The organism is Paenibacillus sp. JL3B1040 (assembly GCF_057063165.1).
In genome coordinates this window covers 2,983,967-3,000,920 of sequence record NZ_CM169317.1, presented here as the reverse complement: position 1 = coordinate 3,000,920, position 16,954 = coordinate 2,983,967, and the positions used below count along the sequence as shown (strand labels likewise).

At 50.1% G+C, this 16,954-nt stretch carries 19 protein-coding genes; 12 read left to right on the top strand and 7 right to left on the bottom strand.

All coding sequences use genetic code 11. The annotated features are described in order from the left end of the window. Positions 1–582 precede the first annotated feature (582 nt). From ACZF99_RS13515 to ACZF99_RS13490, 6 genes are all read left to right on the top strand, one after another. Positions 583–1,281: a response regulator transcription factor gene (locus ACZF99_RS13515; protein ID WP_483605582.1), complete on the top strand. Its 699-nt coding sequence runs from the start codon at positions 583–585 to the stop codon at positions 1,279–1,281. A gap of 9 nt (positions 1,282–1,290) precedes the next feature. Further along, on the top strand, positions 1,291–2,352 hold the full coding sequence (locus ACZF99_RS13510) for a sensor histidine kinase (RefSeq protein WP_483605581.1): 1,062 nt from the start codon (positions 1,291–1,293) through the stop codon (positions 2,350–2,352). 76 nt (positions 2,353–2,428) lie between these two features. Beyond that, the gene (locus ACZF99_RS13505; protein WP_483605580.1) at positions 2,429–2,614 is read left to right on the top strand and encodes a hypothetical protein; all 186 of its coding nucleotides are present in this window, start codon (positions 2,429–2,431) and stop codon (positions 2,612–2,614) included. Further along, a complete protein-coding gene (locus ACZF99_RS13500) occupies positions 2,596–2,868 on the top strand; it encodes a type II toxin-antitoxin system RelE/ParE family toxin (RefSeq protein ID WP_483605579.1) in 273 nt (90 codons plus the stop codon). Before ACZF99_RS13505 ends, ACZF99_RS13500 begins: the two co-directional genes overlap by 19 nt. 64 nt (positions 2,869–2,932) lie before the next feature. Beyond that, the gene (locus ACZF99_RS13495) at positions 2,933–3,616 is read left to right on the top strand and encodes an ABC transporter ATP-binding protein (RefSeq protein WP_483605578.1); all 684 of its coding nucleotides are present in this window, start codon (positions 2,933–2,935) and stop codon (positions 3,614–3,616) included. After that, a complete protein-coding gene (locus ACZF99_RS13490) occupies positions 3,613–5,922 on the top strand; it encodes an FtsX-like permease family protein (RefSeq protein WP_483605577.1) in 2,310 nt (769 codons plus the stop codon). Before ACZF99_RS13495 ends, ACZF99_RS13490 begins: the two co-directional genes overlap by 4 nt. Before the next feature lie 730 nt (positions 5,923–6,652). Here the strand turns inward: ACZF99_RS13490 and ACZF99_RS13485 are convergent. The 6 genes from ACZF99_RS13485 to ACZF99_RS13460 are packed head-to-tail and all read right to left on the bottom strand — an operon-like array spanning position 6,653 to position 11,297. Continuing rightward, complete coding sequence (locus tag ACZF99_RS13485; protein ID WP_483612707.1) at positions 6,653–7,951, bottom strand: HAMP domain-containing methyl-accepting chemotaxis protein; 1,299 nt, start codon at positions 7,949–7,951, stop codon at positions 6,653–6,655. After that, complete coding sequence (locus ACZF99_RS13480) at positions 7,911–8,237, bottom strand: MCP four helix bundle domain-containing protein (RefSeq protein WP_483605576.1); 327 nt, start codon at positions 8,235–8,237, stop codon at positions 7,911–7,913. Before ACZF99_RS13480 ends, ACZF99_RS13485 begins: the two co-directional genes overlap by 41 nt. Positions 8,238–8,268: 31 nt before the next feature. Then, on the bottom strand, positions 8,269–9,921 hold the full coding sequence (locus tag ACZF99_RS13475) for a chemotaxis protein CheW (RefSeq protein ID WP_483605575.1): 1,653 nt from the start codon (positions 9,919–9,921) through the stop codon (positions 8,269–8,271). Then, positions 9,918–10,208, bottom strand: a complete 291-nt coding sequence (locus ACZF99_RS13470) for an Hpt domain-containing protein (protein ID WP_483605574.1) — start codon at positions 10,206–10,208, stop codon at positions 9,918–9,920. The genes ACZF99_RS13475 and ACZF99_RS13470 overlap by 4 nt, the downstream gene beginning before the upstream one ends. Beyond that, entirely contained in the window at positions 10,205–10,654 is a 450-nt protein-coding gene (locus ACZF99_RS13465; protein WP_483605573.1) for a chemotaxis protein CheW, read from the bottom strand. Before ACZF99_RS13465 ends, ACZF99_RS13470 begins: the two co-directional genes overlap by 4 nt. A 10-nt stretch (positions 10,655–10,664) precedes the next feature. Next, positions 10,665–11,297: an HD-GYP domain-containing protein gene (locus ACZF99_RS13460; protein ID WP_483605571.1), complete on the bottom strand. Its 633-nt coding sequence runs from the start codon at positions 11,295–11,297 to the stop codon at positions 10,665–10,667. A 149-nt stretch (positions 11,298–11,446) separates the two neighbouring features. Between ACZF99_RS13460 and ACZF99_RS13455 the strand changes: the two genes are divergently transcribed. The 4 genes from ACZF99_RS13455 to ACZF99_RS13440 all read left to right on the top strand — a co-directional run bounded on the left by ACZF99_RS13455 (position 11,447) and on the right by ACZF99_RS13440 (position 13,549). After that, positions 11,447–12,415 carry a tyrosine-type recombinase/integrase gene (locus tag ACZF99_RS13455; protein ID WP_483605569.1) on the top strand — a complete coding sequence of 323 codons (969 nt, stop codon included), beginning with the start codon at positions 11,447–11,449 and terminating at the stop codon, positions 12,413–12,415. A 333-nt stretch (positions 12,416–12,748) separates the two neighbouring features. Continuing rightward, on the top strand, positions 12,749–12,964 hold the full coding sequence (locus ACZF99_RS13450; protein WP_483605568.1) for a hypothetical protein: 216 nt from the start codon (positions 12,749–12,751) through the stop codon (positions 12,962–12,964). Positions 12,965–13,020: 56 nt separating this feature from the next. Next, a complete protein-coding gene (locus ACZF99_RS13445; protein WP_483605567.1) occupies positions 13,021–13,209 on the top strand; it encodes a hypothetical protein in 189 nt (62 codons plus the stop codon). After that, positions 13,199–13,549: a hypothetical protein gene (locus ACZF99_RS13440; protein ID WP_483605566.1), complete on the top strand. Its 351-nt coding sequence runs from the start codon at positions 13,199–13,201 to the stop codon at positions 13,547–13,549. The genes ACZF99_RS13445 and ACZF99_RS13440 overlap by 11 nt, the downstream gene beginning before the upstream one ends. A 59-nt stretch (positions 13,550–13,608) precedes the next feature. Here the strand turns inward: ACZF99_RS13440 and ACZF99_RS13435 are convergent, their stop codons facing one another. After that, positions 13,609–14,601: a phosphotransferase gene (locus ACZF99_RS13435; protein ID WP_483605565.1), complete on the bottom strand. Its 993-nt coding sequence runs from the start codon at positions 14,599–14,601 to the stop codon at positions 13,609–13,611. 452 nt (positions 14,602–15,053) lie between these two features. On the opposite strand from ACZF99_RS13435, the gene ACZF99_RS13430 reads away from it, so the two are divergent. Both ACZF99_RS13430 and ACZF99_RS13425 read left to right on the top strand, forming a co-directional pair. Beyond that, a complete protein-coding gene (locus ACZF99_RS13430; RefSeq protein ID WP_483605564.1) occupies positions 15,054–16,412 on the top strand; it encodes an IS4 family transposase in 1,359 nt (452 codons plus the stop codon). Next, positions 16,397–16,870 carry a hypothetical protein gene (locus ACZF99_RS13425; protein WP_483605563.1) on the top strand — a complete coding sequence of 158 codons (474 nt, stop codon included), beginning with the start codon at positions 16,397–16,399 and terminating at the stop codon, positions 16,868–16,870. The genes ACZF99_RS13430 and ACZF99_RS13425 overlap by 16 nt, the downstream gene beginning before the upstream one ends. Positions 16,871–16,954 lie beyond the last annotated feature (84 nt).

Below are 16,954 nucleotides of genomic sequence, written 5' to 3'. Positions count from 1 at the left end.
AACGCAGCGTACAATTTGAGTATATACGAAGAGAAGCCCGCGTCTTTAGTAGAAGACGTGGGTTTCTTGCAGTAAAAATTCGAACGTCCAAGATAGCGGCACTTTGATTATGAACACCTTAGTTACGGTGAGATGGTGTCGATTGAGCTAAACCTTTAAAAACTCAAAATGATATAGGTGCTATTAACTAAGTGAACGGAAATAGACAGGAGGCAAAGGCGAACCAGGCGGGCGGTTAGCCTCTTTAGTTTCGATATGGTTCCGAATTCATTAGCTTTCCGTCTAAAAGAAAATATGTGATTTCGATTTTCAGGGGTTACATTCAGGTGGCTCATTGACAATTCCTTTGACAGCAACAGGATATCGACCCAGAATAGGGAAACGCCTTCGAAACTCCACTGTAGCCGAGCGCTGAATGTTTGCGCGATTGCCTAGGTGTCTGGTCACACTGGAGCTTATATCCCATTAGTTTAAACCACATTTCAGTTCACGTTAACAACCTCCCTGTTAAAAAAGCGACCTTGTATTCTCCCACCCTCCCGAATCATAATAGATTTAAGAATGACAAGGGGAAGTGAAAGAATGAACAAGGTCTTGCTACTGGAGGATGATTTAAGCCTGATTGACGGGCTTTCGTATTCGTTGAAGAAGCATGGGTTCGAATTGGATATAGCGCGGACGGTCAGGGAGGCGGAGGTTTTTTTGGCGGAAGGGAAAGCGGACGGCGTATATGATTTGCTGATCTTGGATGTGTCCTTGCCGGACGGATCCGGTTTTGAGGTCTGCCGAAAGGTGCGGCAGGTTTCGAAGGTTCCGATTGTTTTTCTGACGGCGTCGGACGAAGAAGTGAATATGGTGATGGGCCTGGATATGGGCGGCGATGATTATATAACCAAACCGTTTAAGCTGGGGGTGCTGGTGTCGAGGATCAATGCGGTGCTGCGGAGGGCGAAGGATTTTGGCGCGGCGGAGGCGGAGATGGCGTCGAACGGCATCAAGGTGCTGCTGCTGCAGGGACAAGCTTATAAGGACGGGACGGCTCTGCCGTTGACGGCTGCGGAGTATAGGCTGCTTTGCTTGCTCATGAGCCATCCGAATCAGGTTCTCTCCAAAGATATGATCTTGGACAAGCTGTGGGATGGGCAGGGAAGTTATGTGGATGACAATACGCTGGCGGTATATATTCGCAGGCTGCGCATGAAGATCGAGGAGGATCCGAATCATCCGCAAATCCTGTTGACGGTCAGAGGCATGGGGTATAAGTGGAAAGTGACGAATTGAGGTGGGACGATGCGCGTATTAACCAATCCGGACATTAAAAAGCTGTTTATTTCCCTGTTAGTCATCTTATTGTTGTTTATGGGGTTGTCCCAGCTTTGGATCGGGACGTCCGGTGGGGGATTGCGTCTGGGCTTTTTCTTGCTTTCGCTTTCGGTCGCCGCAGGTGTGCTGGGGAGCTGCTTCTTGTACTTTAAAAGACAGGATCGCCTGATGGAGGAGGCTATCTCTCAAATCTCTCTTTTTCTAACGGGCAATCCCCATGCGCGGATCGATTGCGATAGCGAAGGAAGCCTTTATAAGTTGTTTCACGCGGTGAACACGCTGGCTACGACGCTGGATGCGCATGCCGCCAAGGAGCAGAAAACGAAAGAGTTCCTGAAGGACACGATCTCGGATATTTCCCATCAGCTAAAAACGCCCCTGGCCGCGCTCAATATTTACAACGGGCTTTTGCAGGACGACAGCGAGGATCCGGCCACCCTGCGGGAATTTGCGGTCAAGTCGGAACGGGAAATCGACCGGATCGAAACGCTGGTCCAAAGCCTGTTGAAGATGACCAAATGGGATGCCGGTTCGATTCTACTTGAGAAGTACCCTGAAAACATCGGCGATCTGATGAACGACCTCCGGCTGCATTTTGAAACGCGCGTCAAGCTGGAGCGGAAAACGATGATCCTATCGGGGCCGTCTCAGGCCGCGTTGGTTTGTGATCGGAGCTGGATTCTGGAAGCCGTAAGCAATGTGGTGAAAAACGCGCTGGATCATACGGAAGCCGGCGGTCATATCGTCATTGAGTGGAACGAGTTGCCTTCCGTGACGCAAATTGCGGTCAAGGATAACGGAAGCGGGATCCACCCGGAAGATATCCACCATATTTTCAAGCGGTTCTACCGCAGCCGTTATTCGAAGGATACGCAAGGTGTCGGCCTGGGCCTGCCGCTAGCCAAAGCCATCGTTGAAGCGCATGACGGCAATATCATGGTGGACAGCACCTTGGGGAAGGGCAGTACTTTCGTGATGGGGTTTCTTAATCATAAAGCCGTTAGTCAGCTGGGTTCATCCAGAAAGTGAGCCGTAAGAGCAATGCGGATAAGAATTTCACTTAGCCAAAAACCTTATGATATACTGTTGATGAGGTGATACCAACATGTTAAAAGACGATGTAAAGCAGATGATAGACAATCTTCCTGAAGATTGCTCGATTGAAGACATTCAATATACCTTGTATGTGAGAGCTAAAATTGAGAAGGGCCAGAAGGATATTGATGAAGGCAAATTTCTATCCCATGATGAAGTTAAAGCGAGGATGGATAAATGGCTGAACAAACAATAATTTGGACTACCACAGCGTATAGAGATTTGCATAACATTGTGGAGTTTATAGCCGAAGATTCCATGTATTATGCATTAGCGTTTTATGAAGATGTAATGGAAAAAGCTAAAACACTTACTGAGTTCCCGCACCGAGGACGTATTGTTCCAGAAATGGATGATCCTGAAGTGCGGGAAGTTTTTATACATAGGTATCGCTTGATCCTGAGTCTATATTTGGGAGCGCTTTCTTCACTTAACCTTACAAAACCGTAAGCCGGAATTCATGGGATCGTAAGCCGCAGATCGTAAACTCTGTGATAGAAAGGAGTGAGCGAAGTTGAATCTGTTGGAAGTGAATTCCGTATGCAAAACTTATGGAACCGGCGAAACGGCCGTGCACGCTTTGAGAAATGTAAGCTTTACCGTGCCGAAAGGCGAGTTTGTTGCGGTGGTCGGAGAGTCCGGCTCCGGAAAAAGCACGCTGCTGAACATGATCGGGGCTCTGGATACGCCCACGTCCGGCAATGTGAGAATCGACGGGAACGATATTTTCCGGATGAAGGACGAGAAACTGACCCTATTCCGCCGCCGAAATATCGGCTTTATCTTCCAGGCCTTCAACCTGATCCCGGAGCTTAATGTGGAGCAAAATATTACCTTTCCTTTGCTGCTCGATTATAGGAAGCCGGACCCGGCGTATGTGGAAGAAATCCTGGCCGTTCTGTCCTTGACGGACCGGCGCAAGCATTTGCCCCGCCAGTTATCCGGCGGCCAGCAGCAGCGCGTGGCGATCGGCCGCGCCTTGATTACCCGCCCGATGCTGATCCTTGCGGACGAACCTACCGGCAACTTGGACAGCCAAAACAGCAATGAGGTCATTTCCCTGCTCAAAACGGCATCCAAACGCTATCAGCAGACGATTATCATGATTACGCATAACCGGAGCGTAGCTTCGACGGCGGATCGGGTGCTGCAGGTGTCGGACGGTGTGCTTACCGATTTAGGGGTGTACGCCGAATGAGGAGCTATCTGGGTCTGGTTTCGGAATATGCCAAAGTTCACCGGAAGAAAAACCGTCTTACCGTCATTTGCATCGCCATCTCGGTGATGTTGGTTGTAGCGGTGTTCGGAATGGCCGATATGAGCGTGAAAGCCCAAATCAACGAGAATATCCGGCAAAAAGGGAATTACCATGCCGTCCTGACCGGGATTTCGGACGCCACCGCCGGGCAAATCGCACGGCGAAGCGATGTGAACGTAGCGGGTTGGATCGGGATGGCCGAGGATACGGCTTTTCAAGGAAAAAAACTGCTTATTCAAGGCGGCGAGCAAGATATCTCCGAACAGATGAACTTGGTCGTGGCCGAGGGGGCGTATCCGGCTTCTGAAAGGGAAGCTTTGCTTGACCGGCCGGCCCTTGAGCAATTTAGCCTGTCGCTCGGGGATACGATTGAAATTGCTTTCAGCGACGGGCAGAAGCGGGGGTACCGGATTACAGGGACGTACAACGATTTTTCCAGTTTAAAAGGGACGGATTCCCATGGCCTGTATTTGTCGACCGAAGGGATTCGCGCGCTTCCGTCCAAAATCAAAGAATATTATTATGTTCAATTCAAAGGAAACGTGAACATAAATCGGGCGCTTGCCGACATCAAAGCGGAGTTTGGACTGACCGAGAAACAGGTGTCCACGAACCTGATCCTGCTTGGATTGATGGGGCAGAGCAAAGACAGTTCGATGATCGGTCTCTACCTCACGGCGGGCATTCTCTTTGTCCTGATAACGATGGCCGCCACGTTTATGATCGCCAGCAGTTTTAATATGAGCGTGATGGAACGGACGCAATTTTTTGGCCTGCTGCGTTGTCTTGGCGCCACGAAAAAACAAGTCAAACGGTATATTCGGCGCGAAGGTTTGCGATATTGCCTGAAAGGGATCCCGATTGGGCTCTTGGCGGGTTGCGGCGTGATGTGGGCGGCGGTTTTGTTCCTGAACGCCCTGAATGTCAAGCACTTACCGGCCATGCCGGTATTTCAAATCAGTTGGCCCGCACTCGCTGCCGGCACGGTCATCGGCTTTTTGGTGGTCATGCTCGCCTCCAGATCACCGGCCCAAAGGGCGGCGAAGGTCTCTCCGCAAGCGGCCGTAACCGGAAATATCAATCACGCGAATCATCAGCCCGTAGGCCGGGCGGCGAACACCAAATGGTTTCGCGTGGAAACGGCGATGGGGTTTAGGCACGCTTTTTCCAATAAAAAGAGCATGGTGCTGATTTCGGGTTCTTTTGCGCTAAGCATCATCCTCTTCTTGTGCTTCACGGTCTTGATTGCGTTCATGGGCCATGCCTTAAGGCCTTTGAAACCTTACGCGCCTGATCTCTCCATCATGGGCGTGAAGGATTCCCTCTTGCTTGACCGTTCGATCATGGAACAAGCCAGGGCGCTTCCGCATATCAAGAAAATATACGGACGGATGGTTTACCGCGATATTCCGGCCAGTCACCAACTGGGCGACAATAAAGTTACGCTGATTTCTTATGACGAACCGCAATTTCAATGGGCGGAAGACACGCTGATATCCGGAAATCCGGATCAGGTGCAAAACGGGAACGGGGTATTCGTCGGTTATTCGGAAGAGATGAATTGGAAGGTAGGCGACACGATTACCCTTGAGATGCCCGGGGGAACTCAACAGGTTCAAGTGGCCGGGATTCTCTCCGATACACCGTTTGTGGCCACGAAAGGCGAATGGATCCTGATTGGCTCCGAAGCCACCTTTACCGCGCTGACCGGCATCACGGACTATACCATTATCGACATGCAGGTCAACGAAGACATTTCCGACCAGGTCCGAAGCCTAATCACGCCGCAAATGCGGCTGCTTGACAATCAGCAAGGCAACCGCGAATCTCGCGCGGCTTATTACGCCATGGCAGTCTTCGTTTACGGGTTTTTGCTGGTGATTGCACTGGTCGCGCTGATTAACATCCTGAATACGGTAAATGCCAGCGTGTCCAGCCGCATGGGCAACTATGGCGTGATGCGTGCGGTCGGCATGTCCGCCAAGCAGTTGAAGAGGATGGTTACGGCCGAAGCCGCCGCTTATGCGATATCGGGCAGTTTGGCGGGCGGTGTGTTCGGAATGCTGCTGCATCGTCTCTTTTTTGGGATGATGATTACCTCCAACTGGGGCGAGCCTTGGCAGCCGCCGCTCCCGGTTTTGGCGGTGGCCATTTTAGCGGCTATTTTCACGACGGTTGTCGCGGTAATTTCCCCAACCCAAAAAATTGCGGAAACGAGCATTGTCAATGTGGTGAATGCGCAGTGAGCCCGAACGTATCGAAAGTATGACAAATGATATGGACTTTGGTGGCGGGATTTATGTGACGTATCACTACAACGACGGCGACCACGAAGTGAATGATCGGTTGAGCGAATCATTATGCCATGGGACATATCATTACGCCGCCAGAAGTGACGAAGGCAACCGGTACGGCTCAAATGGAAACCTTTAGCCCCGTAAAGCTGAAGAACAACTAGGGAACGACAATGCAGCGGTCAAACCGGAACCGGCCGATTCCTCTGAGATCAGAGCGAATCGGCCGGTTCTCTTCGGTGGTTCCGGCTTCCCATATCCCGAAAGGGGAGAGGGGCCGCCGGATCCATTCCACGGCTCTGACGCTAACGCTGGTGAGCGACGCTATTCCGGCAAAATTCTTCCCCCCGAAATTCTAACGACGCTGACACACGCTATTTACGCGAAAAACGAGGGGAAGGGAAGCAAAGTGGGGGAATAAGCTTTGTAGCAAGCGTTAGAACCGCATAACGATGGTTTTGGGCGATATAAGAACTGTGGCAAGCGTTAGCCGTTTGGTGGTCGGGTTGCCAGGCTACCAGGTTGCCAGGTTACCAGGTTGAAGGTTGCCAGAATAACCTCTGAATCTACAAAGCGATGGAGCGATCATCCGTAAACCGTAATACACCTTATGAAAAAGCCTTTTCGGCGAATGTTCACTGCCGAAAAGGTCTCTTTGTCAATCAAATAATCCCGATCCTTCTCAGAGCTTGAAGACGGAAACGGAGCGCTGCAGTTCTTCCGCCATTTGGGCCAGCGATTGGGCGGTGGCGGCCGTTTCTTCGCTGCTAGCGGCCGCTTGCTGCGTTGTGGCCGAGATATTCTCGACAGCGGACAGGACATTGGAGGTTTGCGCAGCCTGCTGCTCGCTGGCGGCGGCAATCTCGGCCACCTTTTGCCCGGCATCATTCACGTAGCTGACGATGTGCCCAAAAGATTCTCCGGTCCGTTCGGACAATTCCGCACTTTCCTGCACGGATTTTACACTAGCCTGTGTGTTTTCCTGCATTCCTTTAATGATGCCTGTAATTTGTTTCGTGGCTTCGCCGCTCCGTTCCGCCAATTTCCGTACCTCGTCGGCGACCACCGCAAACCCGCGTCCTTGTTCGCCGGCTCGCGCAGCTTCGATTGCGGCATTTAGCGCCAACAAATTGGTCTGATCCGCGATATCTTCAATCACGCCGATGATATCGCCGACCTTTTGCGAGTCTTCTTCGAGTCTTGTCATTTGCAGGCTTACCGATTTCATGCTTTCGCTCGATGATTGAATAACCTCGCTTCCCTCCTCGGCAATGCGCACCGTTTCGCCGGACAATTCCGAGGCCTGCTCGGTGTTGCGAGCGACCGCATGGATTGCGGAGGACAGTTCTTTAAACAAGTCGCTGATGGTCTGGGCATCATTGGCCTGACTTGCATTCCCGCTGGCAATTTCCTGCGTGCTGGCGGATATTTGCTGGGATGCCGCGGCAAGGCTTTGCGAATGCCCCAAGATGTTGCTGACGGTTTCCCGCAAGCTGACCACCATATTATTCATTCCCTGCGCGAGCTGTCCGATTTCGTCCTTAGTGGAGATATCCAGCGTGTTTTTCAGATTTCCGCCTGCTACTTGTTGAACGAGCTGATTGACGCGGGCAAGGGGGCGGGAAATGATCTGGGAGATCATGTATCCAAGAAATACTGATAACAGCACCGAAGCCGCAATAATCACAATCGATACATTCCGGGAGGAGATGTACGTGGCTTCGCTCGCATCTTTGGTCTCGTCAGCCTCCGCCATATTGATATCGACGAGAGCATTCAACAAGTCTCTGATTTTGTCGCCGACCGTGGTTAATTCGTTGTTAATCAGCGTCTTCAACTCGTCATTGCGTCCATTCGATCCCAGGTGTACTGCTTCATCGAGCAAAGCCAGATATTCATTCCAGAGTCCGTCAAATGGCTCCAAAGCAGCCATGGATTCCTCACTGAGGACGGTTTGGCGAAATGTATTTATTTGATTCATCATTTCTTTTTTCTCTGTTTCCAGGAGTTCTGTTACTCTGTTGCGCGGCTTTGTCATCCGCCATGTAAATGTTGCGGACCAGCACCCGGATGCGGGTGTAGCTGATTTGCGCCGATTGGACGGATTGTAAGGGAACAAGGCCGTATTCGTACATGGACTTCACGGAACCGTTCATTTTGTTCAAATTATTGAGACTATAAAATCCAACAAAAGCGAGAATCAGGGATACGAGCAAAAAGGCGGAAATCAGCTTGACGCTCGTCTTCAGATTATAGAAAAATTTCATTTGATAAAGCCTCCTAAATCGATGAGTTCGTCTATGCGATACTTGATAGTTTAATAACACCGTCCACATCCAGGATAAGGGCCACATTGCCGCTGCCTAAAATGGTTGCTCCTGAAATGCCGTCGATTTTTCCGATAAAGCCGCCGAGATTCTTGATGACGATTTCCTGATTGCCCATCAATTCGTCTACCGCCAGCGCGACACGCTTTTCGGCTCTTCCAATAATGACCATGGGCAGAAAACGCCGAATCGGCGGACGCGGGAACTGGAAATGATCGTGCAACCAAACGACGGGAATGACTTGGTGGCGGATTTTAATCACGGGTTCTCCGCGCAATCTTGTAATCTCCTGCGTTTCGATCCGGGTAATCTCCACCACACTGCTCATAGGAATAATAAATATCCGCCCGCTGATATTCACCAGCAGTCCTGTAACAATGGCCAAAGTAAGAGGGAGGCGGATTCGGAACAGGGTGCCTTGCCCTTTTACGGTCTCAATGTCGATCATGCCGCTCATTCGTTCTATATTGTTACGCACGATGTCCATGCCGACTCCGCGTCCGGAGACATCACTGACTTCGGTAGCGGTGGAAAAACCGGGCCTGAAAATGAGATGCAGAGCTTCCTCATCGGTTAAACGCTGGACTTCGTTTTTCGAAAGCAAACCTTTGCTTATTGCGGAACTGCGAAGCTTGTCCGCATCGATTCCTGCGCCGTCGTCCCGGATGGAGATCACGACATGATTATCCTGGTGTGCGGCGGATAGAGTGATCGTGCCGCGCTCGTTTTTGCCGCTTAGCCGTCTTTGTTCCGGCGCTTCGATCCCGTGATCAACGGCATTGCGAAGCAAATGGATTAATGGATCACTGATCTCTTCAATTAAAGTGCGGTCCAGTTCGGTGTCCTTGCCGTGCAAAATGAGTTCCACTTGCTTTCCCAAAGATTCGGCCAAATCTCTAATCATGCGCGGAAAGCGATGGTACAGATGCTCCATCGGAAGCATTCGGGCTTTCATTACGCCGTCCTGCAGCTCACTAATAAGCAGGCTCAAATGATCGGAAAGCTGAAACAGCTCTTCTACGAGGTCGTCCGGCCCTAATTTTTGTCTAAACAACGCTTTGATTTGCTGGATCCGGGTTTGGTCAATCACAAGCTCGCCCGCCAAGTTCATCAGATGGTCCAGCCGTCCGATAGGGACCCGGATCGTTTGCGCTTTGCTTTTTGCCTCAGAAAAAACGGCCCTCTGCACAGGCGGCTGTTCCATGCCCCCGGACCGCTTCTCTATTGCATCTCCGGTGAATTCTGTTGGGGAATAGGGGGCCACGTCTACTCGCTCAACGTCCAGTATAGAACCAATGGTCTTTCGCAGATGGCTTTCATCCATTTGGTTTGTGGCCAGAATCCAGGTGACTTCACTCAGCTCCTCCTCCTTTAACGGTTCCCATAGAGAGGGCTCACTGTCTAAGATGGTACCGAATCTCTTAAGCTCCGTTTCAACCAGAACCAATCGCGGGTGTTGCATTACCGTGTTGGGAGAAAGCGCCACCTTGATTGAGAATAACGGCTCACCTTCCGGAATCGCTGGCTTAACATTCATACTGAATTCCTGAAGTTGCTGCAAAAGAGCCGAGATGTCCGAAGTTTCGACATCGGTTTGAATAATTTCCTCTTGAAGTCCTTTCATGACATCCATTCCTGTAACAGGAGATTAATCAATGATTTAGTTACCGTTCGTTCACCGTTTCGCACTTGATGCAGCAAATGCTCCATGTGATGAGTAACTTCCTTCATTTTGTGGTAACCCATGGTCGCCGATGAGCCTTTCAAGGTGTGCGCCGCCCGAAACAGCCGATCGATGGCCGCGTCGTCCGCTCCTTCATGTTCAAGACGCAGCACTTCTTCTTCAATAAATTGAAGCTGCTCATCCAGTTCTTCCAAATATAAGTTCCGGTATTCCGATAGATCCGTCACCAGCTTCCCCCCTGGTCGTTTCCGATAAGCACTTCATCAAGTTTAAGAATCCCTACTAGGCTTTCGTCGGGCGCCAACCCAATCCCCGTAAAATAGCTGCCGCTTACACTGGCGATCTTGTCCGGAGGAGGCTGAATGTCCGTGAAGGTCGTCACTTTGCTAACCTTGTCCACAATGATTCCGACCGCTTCTTGTTGGTGGTTGACGACAACGATGCGCGTAGCTTTGGTGTATTCGTCCGGCTCCAGCATAAATAGGCTTCTTAGGCTAATGACAGGTACAATGCGGCCGCGTAAATTGATGACCCCCTGAACATAGGAAACACTATTGGGGATTTCCGTGATCTCCTGCATCTTAATAATTTCATGAATCTCGGAGATGGGGATCGCATAGCTTTCCCGATCTACGCAAAATTCGATGTACTGCTTCTGATCTGTTGAATGCATGCCCGTTTCCCTACCTTTCCTGAATAAAACCGAAATAAGACGTGTCCGACTCGAACAGTTCAAGCGTCAGGCGGGCGATAACAGGATCGAACTGGATACCCAGGTTCCGCCATACTTCCTGTCTGACCTGTTGCATCGACAAACGTTGACGGTATGGTCGTTCGCACATCATGGCGTCAATGGCGTCGGCTACGCTGCAAATACGAGCCAGTAACGGAATCTCCAATTCTCTTAATCCATGAGGGTAGCCTTTTCCATCCCAACGTTCATGATGATGAAGAATAACTTTGACCACCGATTCATCAAACTCGGAAATGTTTTGTAAAATGTCGGCTCCCACCTGCGGATGAAGTTTTATAATTTTCCACTGGTGCGGAGCAAGGGGGGCGGCTTGCTCCAGGATATCCAATGGCAGCATGATTTTGCCCAGGTCGTGAAGAAAGCAGCCGCGCAGCAAGTTATCTTTTTCATGGCCCTCAAGATTCATCTCGGCTGCTATGCGTTCCGCCAGCATAGCTACCCGTATACTATGCCGATAGACTTCGGGACGTTTATCACGCATAAAGTCGATCAACCGAAGCAATGAGGTTGACTTTTGCTGCATCCTTGCCTGAATGTCCATAAACTTTTGCAAGGAGTTCAAGATATTTTTCTCCTCCTTTCCTCGTAAGACGTGATCTCCGGCAGATGAAGCGGTGTTTGTTTTTACCCCGGTGCATATGGTCAATGAACGGGTCCATAGCAGGTCGTATAATGATAATTATCCGACAAAAATTGGGGAGGATGGGATGAATGACTACCAACAGCAACATGAATCTTGCAAACCAGTTGACCTTGCTTCACACGAGTACGAATAGCTATAGTGACGATAAAATCGTGAACATGTTTGTAAGCGCCTGCTGCACATCAGACAATACGAAGAGGAGTTACTTGAGGGCCATTCATTGTTTTCGGGAGTTTATCGGGTTTAAGAAGCTGGATTCGGTAACATGGAGAGAGATTGAGGCCTTTAAGCTGTATTTGCAGCAACGAGAGAAACTCACTTCCAAACGCGCATTGGCGCCGGCTAGTATCGCCGCTTCCATTGCTCCGTTAAAGTCGCTGTATAAGTGGGGAAGCGACAGCAATGTGGGTTTCTTTGAACGAAACCCGACTTCTAATGTGCGTTTGCCGGTGATTCAGGTGACCAGCCATAGGAATTTTTTGACCAAAAAGGAAGTAGGGTTGTTGCTCAAGCAATTGCAGTTGCAGAGTCAAAGAAACTATTTGATAGGGTTGTCGCTTGTATTGCTGGGTTTGCGGGTGTCTGAGCTGAACTCCATATGCTGGGAAAATTTTCACACCGATCCGATGGAGTCGAGTATTTGGCTCACGCTTCATCATACAAAAGGAGGGCGGACTAGAGAAATAAAGGTGCCCCAGCATTTATGGGAAATATTCTCCGAGTATGCGCAGAGTATTTCCGGAGGCTCGGAACCGACCGGAACGTTAAAGCTGTTTCCGATTTCTACCAGACAAATTGAACGCATCATTCGGAAAGCCGGTGAAAGAAGCGGGATTGCGAAAAAGCTAACGCCCCACTGGCTAAGGCATACCAACGCAACCTTGGCCTTGCTCGGAGGAGCTTCGCTTCAGCAAGTACAGGAAACGCTCGGGCACGCACATATCAATACGACTCAGCGATATTTGCATACGGTGGATCAGATGAAAAAGGCAGCCCCCGATTATGTACAGGAATTCCTAAAGGAATTTATTCACTAATGCACTATGCAAAAGTATGCTATTTGGCCTATAATTTGATTGAGCACTCCGCAAAATTTTATTTTTTTCTACATTTTTACCCATGACTTTTGTCGGATAATTATCATTATACGACCTACTTTTTTCATTATTACTATTTTAGCGATTTTTGCATTCTTTATGCGGCATACATAGAAGCTTAGCCGGAATCATTGAGATTGCTCTAGAGCGAAACCAACAAAATAAACAACAATACAGCTAGCTAATAAGCGAGTTCGCAGGGATATTCCCTAACTCGCTTGTTTAGGTTTCAAACTTCGTCATAATTTTCGTTGACATGGATGTCAATGAATAATGGAAAGAGGGTTACTCGTGTCGCCGCGTACGAAGGAACAAATCCTGATGGCCAGACAATTCTGGGGAGCCGTATCCCAGGGCATAAACTATCTGGACCAACTGAAGCGGGAGCTGCACAGGAAAGAGCTGTCCGAGAAAGAGATAAAAGATCAGCTGATGGCTGTATTGGAGCAACGGATTGACACGGCTTTAGCGATCATTAGGCCCGAGTAAAGTATTTTTTTGCCTTTTATATTGACATTCATGTAAATCAAAAAAAGAGGTGTTATATGACATTAGTGACGATGAGTCAGGCGGATTTTGATTCGATGAGCGACGAAAGACTCGGATGGGCGTGCGTGGAATCGGCACTCTTAAGCATCCGCGGGAAAAATCCTGCGACCAAGAAGGAGGTGATCGCCGGTTTGAACCGAAGTCAGCAAGCATTATGCATGTTCCATGTTCAGGGTGTTTTATGATCATGCCAAGGATTCGGCTAGCGAATATTACGCTTGGGTATCTTATTTGCTTCAGGCGCCGGGCTATTGGCCGGGCGTGATCGGGGGCTTGCGTTATTTCGGAGACGAGAACATGACAATGCTGCTCGAAGATACGAAGCGAGTGATTGAAGAGCGAAACCACAAGCTAAACAGACAAATGACATCTGCTGCCTTTAAAGATTTAGAGCAAGAGCGCGAGCTATCCGAAACCGTTGAGCGTTTATATGAAAAGTTTCAGGAGATGGTCCCGGACAGTTTGAAACGAATCCGTACATTTATCCGCTCGAATCCGCAGGATTTTGTCACGATCGAAGGGTAGTGCGTCTAAATAAGGGAAAGTTCGAAGTTTTCCATTTCGATCTCCGTAATCCATCCGGCTCACAAGCTGCGGATCCAATCGGCTTGCCAGCCGATAAAGCGGCATACGGCCGCGGATTTGCTCGTCTGGTCCCGCAGGACTTGAACCGGATCAAGTCCTGCCTGATAGCGGTTCAGGAAATGAAGGAACACGTCCAGCTTGCGCAGTTGGATCAACTCAGGCAGTAGTACCAGCTCATCCGCCTCCAGCGGGCGCACGCTGCGGTAGCCAGCGACCAGTTCCTTCACGACAGCCTTCGTGAGTCCGTCGGGAGCGGAGAGCTGTTCCGCCAAGCAGACGGCGAGTTCCATCGCCCGGAGGTCACGGGTGGCGAACTCGAAGTCGAGCACGGCGGAGATTTCGCCCTTCTCCACGAGAGCGTTGGCGTACGAGAAGTCGCCATGAATCCATTGCCGCTCCAAGCCGCGGATGGTCTCGGTTTGGCCGGCCAACGAACCCAGGACGTCCAACAGAAGATCGGCCTCTTCGGCCAGCGCGGTGAGGGTCGGATCTGTTTGAAAGAGGCGGCGGGCGCTCACCGCCGCTTCTTTCGTATCCGGGCCGAGCAGCTCATCATACGGGGAATAAGAGGGGGCGGCTTGTAGCTGTAACCCCTTCATGGCTAATGTGAGTTGGCCTACAACCCGCCCGTAGGCGTAAGACAGATCGTGGCGGTCAGCCGCCGGTTTCGCGCCGGGCAAGTAATTGAACACGGCCGCCAGCTTGCCGTCCGGAGCGGTCGTCCAGGTTGCGCCTTGCACGGTGCGCAGCGGGCAGGGGATTTGAAACGGCAGCTCTTTCCGTGCCAGCAGGAGCAGCAGCTCGTGCTCGGCCGCCAGCTTCCGGGTCGAACGGTGGTTTTCGTAAACGCGCAGAACCCGAACCTGTCCGTCCTCAAGGACGGCGTAGCGAGTGGTATTGTTCATGCCGCTGTCGCGCTCCTCGATCCGCAGGGCGGAAGGCAGCGGATAAGCGGCCAGAATGGCTTGATAGTAGGTTGTGTTCGTATCCATGTATTTGCAAGCTCCTTGCGTAGTCTAAATCTAATTCAGCAACCATTGTATCATCGACTCTACGCGGATGAAACAGGTAAATTCCCTATTCGGGATTCCGGCTTGCTCTACCAGGCGAATCTTTTATTTTATAAAATTATAGAGAAGAGTTGGTATCATGAAAAAAATAATGTCTATCCTTGGCTTGACGATCCTGCTGTTATGTTCCTCGTGTGCTTACCCGGGACAACCTTCTTTAGCGGATTCGGTAGAACCCGTCAATGACCGCTTTGATTCTATTCTTGATTCTTATTATCTCAACTTTCGCACAGTCAAAAATAGTATAACAGTACGTGTAGCTTAGGTTTGAAGTCAATTGGGTTGTTGGGTTGACAAAAATAGAAAAACACCGCTTCGTTTGGTAAAGTGAAGGTGACTAGCAATCACTACCACACAGAAGAGGTGTCTTCTCTATGATAGATCAAAATCAACCATTCGATCAACTGCCAAACGAAATCAAACCTGCTTTTCAGGAACTAAAGGTGCTCAAACACTTGCGCGACGCAGGTTTCAAAAAGAAATTTGGCTTCACGTGCGCCTATCTATTCCGCCTTGTGTTTGTCCTGCTGTTTCATCAGAAAAACTGGTTCCGTCTCTTGGAAAGCAAGAAAGGCGAAAGGTTCCCGAGTAAAGACACGGTTTATCGTTTCTTGAATCATAGCGGTTATGCTTGGCGCCGGTTTTTGCTCGCGCTCAGCGGTGACACGATCGCTCGAATGGAACCGCTGACCTCGTCCAGCCGGGAGACGGCCTTCATCTTCGACGACTCCATGTTTGAACGTAACCGAAGCAAGGCCGTGGAGATGCTGGCACGCTTTAAAGATCATGCCACAGGGGCTTTCTACAAAGGCTTCCGCATGCTGACCACGGGCTGGTCGGACGGCCATTCGTTCGTCCCCGTAGACTTTGCGCTACTGAGTTCAGCAAAGTCCGGCATCACAGGAATGGCAGACAGGATCGACAAACGAAGTCACGGTTACAAGCGTCGGCAAGAAGCGTTTGGTTCGGCTCCGCAAGTCATCTTAGCCATGCTGGATCGTGCGTTAAAAGCCGGTATCTCGGCCTCGTACGCCTTGATGGATAGTTGGTTCACGCATGCGCCGCTTGTTCAAGAAATCCTCCGTCGCGGGCTACATGTGATCGGCATGGTCAAGAATGACAACAAGCGCTATCTCGTAAACGGGCAGCGGCTCAGTCTGAAGGAACTATACGCCGTGGCCCCGCGTGTCGAAGGGAAGAACCGCAACATTCTTCGCCTGATCCGAACACAGCTCGCTCCGGGAATCCCGGTGGTGATCGTGTTTGTCCGCCATCGTTCCAAGAAAAACGAATGGCTGGCGCTGCTTTCCACCGACCTGAGCCTGGCGGCTTCGGATATCATCCGCATTTACCGGATGCGCTGGGACATAGAGGTATTCTTCAAGTGCACCAAATCGCTGCTGCGGCTGCAAAAGGAATTTCAAGGCCGTTCCTACGACTTGCTCATCAGTCACACGACCATTGTGTTTTCGCGCTACATTCTGCTCGCTTGGCAGCATCGGCAAAGTACGGACGCCCGTTCGTTCGGTGGTCTGTTTTATTTGCTTTGCGACGAAGTCGGTACGCTAGATTGGGCCTTGGCCCTGCAGCAACTGGTCGATTTAATCCATGAGATCGCCACCAAAGCCGGGAAGAAATTTTCGGCTCTCATTCAGCGTCAACTCCAGCAGTGGATTGCTGCTTTGCCCAACTACATTAAGGCTTACTTGCCGATTTCATGCTGCGAAAGTTGAGTTATTATGCTTTCAACGACACAGATGCGTATAGACTCATTACATCAAGCGCTTTAAATCGTTTTTTGAATCATTGGACAGATGATTCCATTGTAAACCCCGTATGGAATTACGATAGTTTTACAAAATATGAGGGTGAGGATCTCTACTACTGTACCTTCACAGACGATAACGACAAACATTTTTATATGGTGTTACGATACGATGCCGCAGATGGTGGCGGGCTGGGAAAAGTACGATCCGGTGAGACTCCATATTCCTATGACTTGAAGTCAAACCTGGAAGAAACTAAGGATAAATTAAGCGAAACAGATCTCGATCTTTCGTCAACCGTAGCTTCACGGGCGCAATTGGTGGCCAAAGATCAAAACCGTTCTGCGGAAGTTATTCTGTTCACGGATGATCATGGAAACCAATATGCATGCCATTTGGATACGTTTGAGATGATTAAAATCTAGGATGCCCGTAATGACGTATACGATCGATTGACCTCGGACTTCATTAGGGAGTATAATTGAAGCAATTTTTTGCCCCAAGCGAAG

Bases quoted from the DNA above. Each gene is read 5' to 3' on its own strand.
- ACZF99_RS13515 (WP_483605582.1), top strand. From the start codon at position 583: ATGAACAAGGTCTTGCTACTGGAGGATGATTTAAGCCTGATTGACGGG.
- ACZF99_RS13510 (WP_483605581.1), top strand. From the start codon at position 1,291: ATGCGCGTATTAACCAATCCGGACATTAAAAAGCTGTTTATTTCCCTG.
- ACZF99_RS13505 (WP_483605580.1), top strand. From the start codon at position 2,429: ATGTTAAAAGACGATGTAAAGCAGATGATAGACAATCTTCCTGAAGAT.
- ACZF99_RS13500 (WP_483605579.1), top strand. From the start codon at position 2,596: ATGGCTGAACAAACAATAATTTGGACTACCACAGCGTATAGAGATTTG.
- ACZF99_RS13490 (WP_483605577.1), top strand. From the start codon at position 3,613: ATGAGGAGCTATCTGGGTCTGGTTTCGGAATATGCCAAAGTTCACCGG.
- ACZF99_RS13485 (WP_483612707.1), bottom strand. From the start codon at position 7,951: ATGAATCAAATAAATACATTTCGCCAAACCGTCCTCAGTGAGGAATCC.
- ACZF99_RS13480 (WP_483605576.1), bottom strand. From the start codon at position 8,237: ATGAAATTTTTCTATAATCTGAAGACGAGCGTCAAGCTGATTTCCGCC.
- ACZF99_RS13475 (WP_483605575.1), bottom strand. From the start codon at position 9,921: ATGAAAGGACTTCAAGAGGAAATTATTCAAACCGATGTCGAAACTTCG.
- ACZF99_RS13465 (WP_483605573.1), bottom strand. From the start codon at position 10,654: ATGCATTCAACAGATCAGAAGCAGTACATCGAATTTTGCGTAGATCGG.
- ACZF99_RS13455 (WP_483605569.1), top strand. From the start codon at position 11,447: ATGACTACCAACAGCAACATGAATCTTGCAAACCAGTTGACCTTGCTT.
- ACZF99_RS13450 (WP_483605568.1), top strand. From the start codon at position 12,749: ATGGAAAGAGGGTTACTCGTGTCGCCGCGTACGAAGGAACAAATCCTG.
- ACZF99_RS13445 (WP_483605567.1), top strand. From the start codon at position 13,021: ATGACATTAGTGACGATGAGTCAGGCGGATTTTGATTCGATGAGCGAC.
- ACZF99_RS13435 (WP_483605565.1), bottom strand. From the start codon at position 14,601: ATGGATACGAACACAACCTACTATCAAGCCATTCTGGCCGCTTATCCG.
- ACZF99_RS13430 (WP_483605564.1), top strand. From the start codon at position 15,054: ATGATAGATCAAAATCAACCATTCGATCAACTGCCAAACGAAATCAAA.
- ACZF99_RS13425 (WP_483605563.1), top strand. From the start codon at position 16,397: ATGCTGCGAAAGTTGAGTTATTATGCTTTCAACGACACAGATGCGTAT.